This window comes from Longimonas sp. (assembly GCF_046498435.1).
Lineage (GTDB): Bacteria > Bacteroidota > Rhodothermia > Rhodothermales > Salinibacteraceae > Longimonas.
In genome coordinates this window covers 1-7,661 of the sequence record NZ_JAWOAR010000263.1, presented here as the reverse complement: position 1 = coordinate 7,661, position 7,661 = coordinate 1, and the positions used below count along the sequence as shown (strand labels likewise).

Annotated in this window: 8 protein-coding genes and 1 pseudogene; 3 read left to right on the top strand and 6 right to left on the bottom strand. The window is 60.4% G+C overall.

Annotated elements, in window-relative coordinates:
* The 3 genes and pseudogenes from R6U20_RS10265 to purF form a co-directional block, all read left to right on the top strand.
* Positions 1-259, top strand: a pseudogene (locus R6U20_RS10265) (sodium-dependent transporter); the annotation flags it as partial.
* A gap of 58 nt (positions 260-317) precedes the next feature.
* Positions 318-818: a hypothetical protein gene (locus R6U20_RS10260; RefSeq protein ID WP_410337764.1), complete on the top strand. Its 501-nt coding sequence runs from the start codon at positions 318-320 to the stop codon at positions 816-818.
* Positions 819-978: 160 nt separating this feature from the next.
* Positions 979-2,508 (top strand): amidophosphoribosyltransferase, encoded by a 1,530-nt coding sequence (gene purF, locus R6U20_RS10255; protein WP_410337763.1) that lies wholly within the window; start codon positions 979-981, stop codon positions 2,506-2,508.
* Between the two features lie 144 nt (positions 2,509-2,652).
* On the opposite strand, the gene R6U20_RS10250 is transcribed toward purF, so the two are convergent.
* The 6 genes from R6U20_RS10250 to R6U20_RS10225 form a co-directional block, all read right to left on the bottom strand.
* The gene (locus tag R6U20_RS10250; protein WP_410337762.1) at positions 2,653-4,344 is read right to left on the bottom strand and encodes a protein kinase domain-containing protein; all 1,692 of its coding nucleotides are present in this window, start codon (positions 4,342-4,344) and stop codon (positions 2,653-2,655) included.
* Between the two features lie 225 nt (positions 4,345-4,569).
* The gene (locus R6U20_RS10245) at positions 4,570-4,983 is read right to left on the bottom strand and encodes an ATP-dependent Clp protease adaptor ClpS (protein ID WP_410337761.1); all 414 of its coding nucleotides are present in this window, start codon (positions 4,981-4,983) and stop codon (positions 4,570-4,572) included.
* Positions 4,984-5,037: 54 nt separating this feature from the next.
* Entirely contained in the window at positions 5,038-5,307 is a 270-nt protein-coding gene (gene purS, locus R6U20_RS10240) for a phosphoribosylformylglycinamidine synthase subunit PurS (protein WP_410337760.1), read from the bottom strand.
* 141 nt (positions 5,308-5,448) lie between these two features.
* Entirely contained in the window at positions 5,449-6,279 is an 831-nt protein-coding gene (pssA, locus tag R6U20_RS10235) for a CDP-diacylglycerol--serine O-phosphatidyltransferase (RefSeq protein ID WP_410337765.1), read from the bottom strand.
* 75 nt (positions 6,280-6,354) lie between these two features.
* Positions 6,355-7,050, bottom strand: a complete 696-nt coding sequence (locus R6U20_RS10230) for a phosphatidylserine decarboxylase (protein ID WP_410337759.1) — start codon at positions 7,048-7,050, stop codon at positions 6,355-6,357.
* A gap of 57 nt (positions 7,051-7,107) precedes the next feature.
* Positions 7,108-7,661, bottom strand: a 554-nt coding sequence (locus R6U20_RS10225; protein WP_410337758.1) for a DUF6263 family protein, incomplete at its 5' end; no start/stop codon positions are given.

Genomic DNA, 7,661 nt, shown 5'->3' with positions numbered 1-7,661 from the left:
AGGCGGCATCTTCGGTCCCGATACCGGCTTTCTGGGCTTCATGGATTACTACGTGGGCAGCGTCGGACTTGCCCTTGGCGCGTTCTTCCTGAGCATCTTCATTGGCTGGGTCTGGGGCGCCGACGAAGCCGCCCAGGAGATGATGCAGGGCAGCAACCTGAGCGCTCAGGTGCTCTCGGTCTGGATGTTCGTGATTCGCTACATCATTCCGATTGTGGTGCTTATCATCATCATCGGATACATCACCGGCACGCTCTAACGCCATGTATGTAAAGCGTATCGGGATACTGCTTTGCGGGCTAATTGGAGTTGGGGGGATGCTAAGCCTCCTGCTCCCCCCGCCCGTTCAGGCGCAGAGCCAGACGCGCGCCGCCTGCCCGAACATTTCCGGGAGCGGCCCATCCCACGGCCCCGCTCTGGCCTCCATTCGGATGCATGAGGAGCCCACCCGATTTACGCCTGCCCGAAGCGTGCGTCCACACGCAGCCCCCACCTGTGCGCCGACCCGCCCGGTTGCAACGCGCATCTCGTATCGCACACTGCACCGCGCCGCTCGCAAGGACCCGTGGTTCGCCCGCGATAAGGCGCTGCACCTGAGCTACAGCTTTCTGTGGACGCTCAGTTCGCAGTACGTGCTTGCTCACAAAACGGCGCTCTCGCACAACGAATCCGTGCCGTGGGCGCTCACCTCCGGATTCACCGTTGGCCTCACCAAAGAGCTGTACGATCACCGCCGCCCTCAAAACGTCTTCAGCTGGCGTGATATGACCGCCAACGCCGTGGGCATCGGGCTCGCCGCTGCCCTGATTGCGCTGTAGCAGCAGGAGCGGACCGTTGCCACGAAGGTCGATTGAAGCAAACGCCCCAGCGGATCAATCTCCGGGCGGCACAGGTTGCCTACATGTGCATCTACCGTGGATGCGCTGTTGCTTCTCTGCCATCTGCCGATGTCCGTCGGCGCCAGCCTCCCCCTGACTTATGAGTGTGAAAGACCACTGTGGTATCTTTGGCATCTTCAATACTCCTGATGCTGCACGCCACACCTACTACGGCCTGCATGCCTTGCAGCATCGCGGCCAAGAATCGAGCGGGATTGTCACGTCGACCACCGACCCCGAGACCGGCGCCCCCATCATGCCGGTGCATCGCGACTTTGGGCTCGTGCTCGACGTGTTCGACGACCCGAAGCTCTTCGACGACCACCTCATTGGGGACGCCAGCATTGGCCACAACCGCTACTCGACCACGGGCTCGTCGCAGAACCGCGCCAACATTCAGCCGCTGGTGGTGCACCACCGCAAAGGCAACCTGGCGCTGGCGCACAACGGCAACCTGTCGAACGCGCGCGAGCTGCGCAAGAGCTTCAGCGAGCGCGGCACGCTCTTCCAGACCACCAGCGACAGCGAGCTCATCTTGCACCTCACGGCCCAGAGCCGTCGCCAGAAGCACCTGAACCAGGTCATCGACGCGCTGATGCAGGTGGAGGGTGCATTCTCACTCGTGCTCCTGACCGATGAGCATCTGATTGCCGTGCGCGACCCGAACGGCTTTCGTCCACTCGCGCTGGGACGGCTGGGCGATCCCGACCAGGCGGGCGGGGCTGCGTACTGTGTGGCCAGCGAAACGTGTGCCTTCGACATGATCGGTGCCGAGTTCGTGCGCGACATCCGCCCCGGCGAGATCCTGGTCATCGATCGCGAGGGCTGCGCGAACGGTGGCGACTTCCAGAGCTACGAGATCCCCACGAACTTCGGCGTAAGCCAGTGCATCTTCGAGTACGTCTACTTCTCGCGGCCCGACTCCAAGATCTTCGGCGAGATGGTCGACAAGGTGCGCCGCCGCCTGGGTGTAGAGCTGGCCCGCGAGGCGCCCGTCCCCGAGGTTGACGACGATGCCAAAACGCCGATTGTCATTCCAGTGCCCGACTCGGCCAACACCGCCACCCTTGGCTACGCCAATGAATGCACAGAGCAAGGCTACCGCTGCCGCTTCGAGCTTGGGCTGATCCGGAATCACTACGTAGGGCGCACGTTCATTGCGCCCGGCCAGGACCGCCGTGAAATGAAGGTGCGCTGTAAGTTCAACACAGTCGAGGGGCTGCTGCAAGACCGCACAGTCATTGTGCTTGATGACTCCATTGTGCGTGGCACCACAGCCCGGCATCTCATAAAAATGCTGCGAGATTCGGGGGCCTCCTCGGTGCACTTTCGGGTGTCGTGCCCGCCGGTTACACATCCATGCTTCTACGGTATGGACTTCCCCAACAAGGAGGAGCTCCTGGCGAATCAGTTCGACAGCGTGGAAGAGATTGGCGAGTGGCTCGGGGTGGATTCGTTGGCCTACCTCTCGGTAGAGGGTATGAAGCGGGCCGTGTATGGCGCCAACTCAAACAACACGCAGGGCTATTGTGCCGCGTGCTTCACAGGCAACTACCCCGTTCCTGTGAACATGGACGCCTCAAAAGAGGAGAACGAGATGTGGGCCCCTGCCACGGCTGAAGCCGCATAGCGCAACGGATAATAAGCGTATCTCGACGCATCTCGTCAATATACAGAAGCGCCCCACACTCTGACAGCGTGGGGCGCTTTACGTTGTGCTACAGGCAACGGCAGATCAGAGAAGATTACCGCTTGCGGCAAAGGCACGCATTGCTTACTCCTGCACCTGCAAGTCGCTGGTGCGGATGGGGAGTAGCTGCGGCTCGCCGTTGAATTGGCCAACGACGCCTTCGTAGGTGAATGCCTCCTGTGGCACGGATGTCCCAGGCAGTTCCGTTTCGGAGGAGCGCTGTATGCGGAATGCGGCTGTGTTGCCATCTTGCACGACAACGTAGTCCGCCTGCCCCTCAAACTCGGTTGCATCGTCATCGATCTCAAGGTCTTCCAGACGCACCAGCACGCTTTCGTATGCAAGGCCCTCATCGGCCAGCGTCGGCACGTCTATTGAAAGTGGCTCAGGCACATCGGTGGTACCGGTGATTTCATAGTCGTCGAGGTTTTCTTCGTTGAGCTGGAGCAGTCCATTGAAGTCGCTTATGGTGCCAGTTACGTCAAGCTGCGTGCCGGGGGTGATGTCGCCGTTGGAAACGGCATCGTGGAACGAACCGGTTGTACGCCGCACGACGATGCCGCTGGCTCCCAGATCACTGCTTTCATCCTGCATGCGTACGTAATCGTCGAAGGCGCGCGTTACGGTGCCGCTAAGCGTAACCTCAACAGGGGTGTTGTTTTCGAGGTAGCAGGTGCGGGCTTCATCGATGGATACGGCCGTAAAGTCTTTGCAGGGATCACCGCTTCCCATGAAGAACCAGGCGGCGAGGCCAGCCACTACAACAAGCGCTGGCAGTGCAATGAGCAATGGATTGGTACCTCCGTCATCGGAGGGGCCTTCGCTGATGACATTGGCTTCGGCAGGGCCATCGTCTTCGACTGGCACTACGACGTAGGCATCGTCATCGCTGTCGTAGCGCTCCGACGCGTACTCCAGCGTGGTGCGCAGTTCCTCTGCCGACTGAAGCCGCTTTGACGGATCAACGCGCAGTGCACTTAGGAGCACATCGCGCACCTCGGGCGAGGTAAAGGCATCCGCATCCTGCACGAGCAGCTCCATCGGGTCGGCCTGGTCGTCAGAGAGCCGGTCTTTTGCGGTGGGCAGCTCGTTGCCCGTCACCATCATGCAGATGGTGGCGGCTGCGGCGTAGATGTCGGTAGCAGCCCCCTGCTCAGCGCGCGGCGTATACTGCTCAATCGCGCTCGTGCTGGGGTGAATGAAGTCGTCGAGCACGTCCAGGTCGCGAGCCAGTTGCAGATAGGCCCCGCGGAAGCCCGTAACGAGCACATTGCCATCGGGAAGCAGGCGGATGGTGTCGGGGGAAACGCCGCCGTGGTAGAGCCCCGCCTCGTGGGCCTCATGCAGCGCTTCGAGCACGGGTATCATAATTGTAAGCGCCGCTTTTTCGGGCAGTGCGCCCTTTGTGCGCAAGCCTTCGGCGAGCGGCATACTCGGATGCTGATTCCGCACACGATACATCGTGCCGTTGGCCTCAAACACGTCGTAGTCTTGCGGCAACGCCCGATGAGAGAGCTGGCCCAGCACGCGCGATTCTTTCGCAAAGTAGTCGAGTCCCTCGTCAAAGGCCGCCTGCTGGTCTTGTCCTTTTGCACTGACCGACGTTTTCCCAGATTTACGACGGATGAGGGGCGACGGAAAAAACTCGCGAATGATGACCTCCTGGCCATCAGACGACCGTTCGCCCAGGTATTTGAAATCGAACGGGCTGGAGTTCTCCAGTGTACGGCGAACGGTGTAGGCACCGTTCAGCACAGTGAGTGGGGCTAAATCCATAGTCAGTGTAAAAAGCTAAGACGAAAGGGTGCAATGAAGAAGCAAGCGGCTGCGGTCGGTTCCAAGCCACGGATTCGGTTTTCACCGTGGCGATACAGGGTTTACGGCTGACAGCAAGTACGCCCTGCGAGGGTGGGGGGAGGAGGCTTTGTATGTAGTATAAGCGAGCGGACGACCCGTTGCTTTACCAAATTAAAAAGGCAGGGCGGGGACGAAGCCACGCGTCTATCCTCGAATCTCGGTGATCAAGTTAATCTCATTGAGGATGGCTTGGACGTCGAAGCACTCCTGAAACGAGCCTTCGTACACGGTGGCTTTGCCCTTGGTGTGCACCGTCCATGCCAGTTTTTCGGCTTTTGCAGATGTACAGCCCGTGGCCTTGACCAACTGGGTAATCACCTCCTGGAAGGTGTGCACCTCGTCGTTGAAGAGGATAACCGTCCAGGGAGCGTCGGTGTCGGTTCCGTCGTCTTCCTCTTCGAGCACCTCCACATCGGGCGAGGCCGTTTCCGGCGCGGCGGCTGTGGGCTGCGGACCTGGAGACAGGGATCGCTCTCCCCATTGCAGGCCGGTGCCCTCATGCAGCGGAGGTACAGAGCCGAGCGACAAGGCATCAGAAAGCAGTGTAAAAGAAGCCATAGGACCGCAAGCTAAAGTACAAGTGGCACCAAAGGCCAAAGCAAGGGCACGCGATTAGGCCGCCGACGGGGCTGCGGCTGCAATCTCGATCTCATAGTTTTCGGTGACGGGGTTGGCCAGCACCTTCTGGCACGACGTTTCGGCCACGTCATAAGCGGCATCTTTGGTTTTGGCCTCAATGGTTAGCGTAATGCGCTTGCCCACGCGCACATTCTGCACGCTGGTTTGGCCCAGATTCTGAAGCGCTTGATGTACGGCCTTGCCCTCTGGGTCAAGAATGGATGGACGCAGCGTAATTGCAATAGTAGCGTGGTACGTTGGCATAGCCAAAAGCAGAAAAACACAGCAAGAAAACGAATCGCAGCGCAGGCTGCGGCCTCCAGTGAGTAAACAAACCAGCCGGTCTACCTAACCGGTCTACGCAGGAATAGGTAGCAGTGGAACGGGTGGCGTGCGCCGGTGGCGTTACGTTAGCGGGGTTGTGAGCGCTTTGCCCAGCCGGTAGGCCGCCTGGCCCATGCCATGCAGCACATACAGCGCAAGCACAACAAGTAGTCCCACAGCCTGCAATCCTACAATAAGCACACCGGCTAGCACATATGCCAATACTTTTTGCGGACGCGCCCGAATGTACGCCACAGTCGGACGCGGAATGGCGTCGAAGTTGATGCTCGACACCATAAGCGCCGAAAGCACGATAACCACGGGCACGAGCACCTGCACCTGAGCCAGTTCGGGGCCCCAGCTTGCAGTCTCGGCTGTTAGGATGAAGGCAACAACGGTTACAGCTTGCACCGGAATGGGTAGCCCTTCAAAATAGTCCTTCTTTTCGCCGTCGAAGCTCATGTTGTAGCGGGCCAGCCGCACCGCGCCGCACAGGGCCGGCAGGGCGGCCACAATCAGGCCCAGCGGCCCAAATTCGTTGAGGCTGTACACATACACCAGGAAGGCCGGAGCCAGCCCGAACGACACCACATCGCTCAGCGAATCCAGCTCCACGCCAAAGGGACTTACCGCGTTGGTAAGACGCGCCATCATGCCGTCGAGCAGATCAAAAAAACCGGCAAGGACAATCAGCCAGCAGGCCATCACAAAGCTGCCCTCCCAGACCTGGGTGAGGGCCAGGAAGCCGCAGAACAGATTCAGCAGCGTGAAGAACGAGGGCACCGCCACGCGGGGTGGGGGGCGCTCGCCCCGATCTGCACGGCGCGACTGGCGGTAGGCCTCAAACCGCCGTCGGATTTCGCGCCGTCGCGTGGCCGATTCGGGGGAGGCATTCGGCGCTGCGCATAGCACTGGAGACAAAAAGAAACCACAGATCCGCATGATAAGACGCTGACGACCAGCTGACTACCGGAAGAAGCAGAACGACTACGACGCAGGAGCATCTGGAGGATGAAGGTGACCGATGATCGTTTCACCAGCCCGCACGCGGGTGCCTACCTCGATGGTCCATTCGACGGAGTCGGGGACCAGAATATCCATGCGCGAGCCGAACTTGACGATGCCGTAGCGCGCGCCGGCCTCTACGGTCTGCCCGTCGTGTAGGGTAAACTCGATGCGCCGGGCCACCGCGCCTGCAATCTGCTTGAAGACAATGGGCACGCCCGACGTGTGGTGCATGCCTACCTCCGAGCGCTCGTTCTTCTCGCTGGCCTTTGGGTGCCAGGCCACCAGGTACTCGCCCGGTATGTAGCGTGTCCATGCAATGGTGCCGGTGGCGGGCACGCGGTTGACGTGTACATTCAGCGGCGAGAGAAAGATGGAGCAGCGCCGCGCCGGTCCGTCGATAAAGTCGGATGCCTCATTCTCCACCAGTTCCACGACCTTGCCATCGGCGGGGGCCACGAGGGCGGTGCCGGTGCGGGCCTCGGTGGGGGCGTGGCGCTCTGGGTCCCGAAAGAACCAGACGGTAAACCCGAGCGCCAGGGTGCCTACCCCGCCCATCAGCGCCCCCCCGATGCCTCCAAACCAGAGGCCGAGGCCGCCCAGCAGCAGGGCCAGCAGCGCAGCAACACCAATGAGTGCAGAGCCTTCTGGAGCAAGACGCACAACAGCACGGGACATAGGAAAAAAACGTAGACACGGGGGCAAACCGTCCGGATAAAACCGTTGGCCCAGGAGTTACTCGGTCTCTGATTCGGCAGCGGAGTCGGCTACGCGCTCGGCTTCAAACGACACGTCGCTCTGGATATCCATATCCATTTCGGTGACCTCGCTTTGGCCCGGCGGGGTGAACTCGGCAAATCCTGAAATAGACCCGGACTGCTCCATGGCCTGCAACAGACCCGACTCCAGATCTACAGTGAGCGTGCCCGACTGTGTGCCCGACAGGAACGCTTCGGCTTCTACGCCTTGCCCCAGTTCAAGGGGGCTGCCGTCGGTTTCGAGTTCAATGACCACGTCGATCATTGCTTCTGCATCCACCACCTCATCGAGCGTATACACGGCGGTGACCATGAAGGGCATGCCCATATTCAGTTCGGTCTCAATTTCCCAGCTGTCGCTGACCGATACGGGTGTGTCGGGATAGAAGCGGAACTGGTTCATCAGCGGCTCTACGAACATGCTGGGGTCGCTCATGCCGCCTGCGTTCGCATCGCCCATAAGGGCTTCGATCTGGGTTGCAAGCGTGTCGCGGCTGCCTACGAAGTGGCCCTGCTGGTCCAGTTCAAACT

Excerpts from the sequence above, each read along its gene's own strand:
- R6U20_RS10260 (WP_410337764.1), top strand. The coding sequence starts at position 318 with ATGCTAAGCCTCCTGCTCCCCCCGCCCGTTCAGGCGCAGAGCCAGACG.
- purF (WP_410337763.1), top strand. The coding sequence starts at position 979 with ATGAGTGTGAAAGACCACTGTGGTATCTTTGGCATCTTCAATACTCCT.
- R6U20_RS10250 (WP_410337762.1), bottom strand. The coding sequence starts at position 4,344 with ATGGATTTAGCCCCACTCACTGTGCTGAACGGTGCCTACACCGTTCGC.
- R6U20_RS10245 (WP_410337761.1), bottom strand. The coding sequence starts at position 4,983 with ATGGCTTCTTTTACACTGCTTTCTGATGCCTTGTCGCTCGGCTCTGTA.
- purS (WP_410337760.1), bottom strand. The coding sequence starts at position 5,307 with ATGCCAACGTACCACGCTACTATTGCAATTACGCTGCGTCCATCCATT.
- R6U20_RS10230 (WP_410337759.1), bottom strand. The coding sequence starts at position 7,050 with ATGTCCCGTGCTGTTGTGCGTCTTGCTCCAGAAGGCTCTGCACTCATT.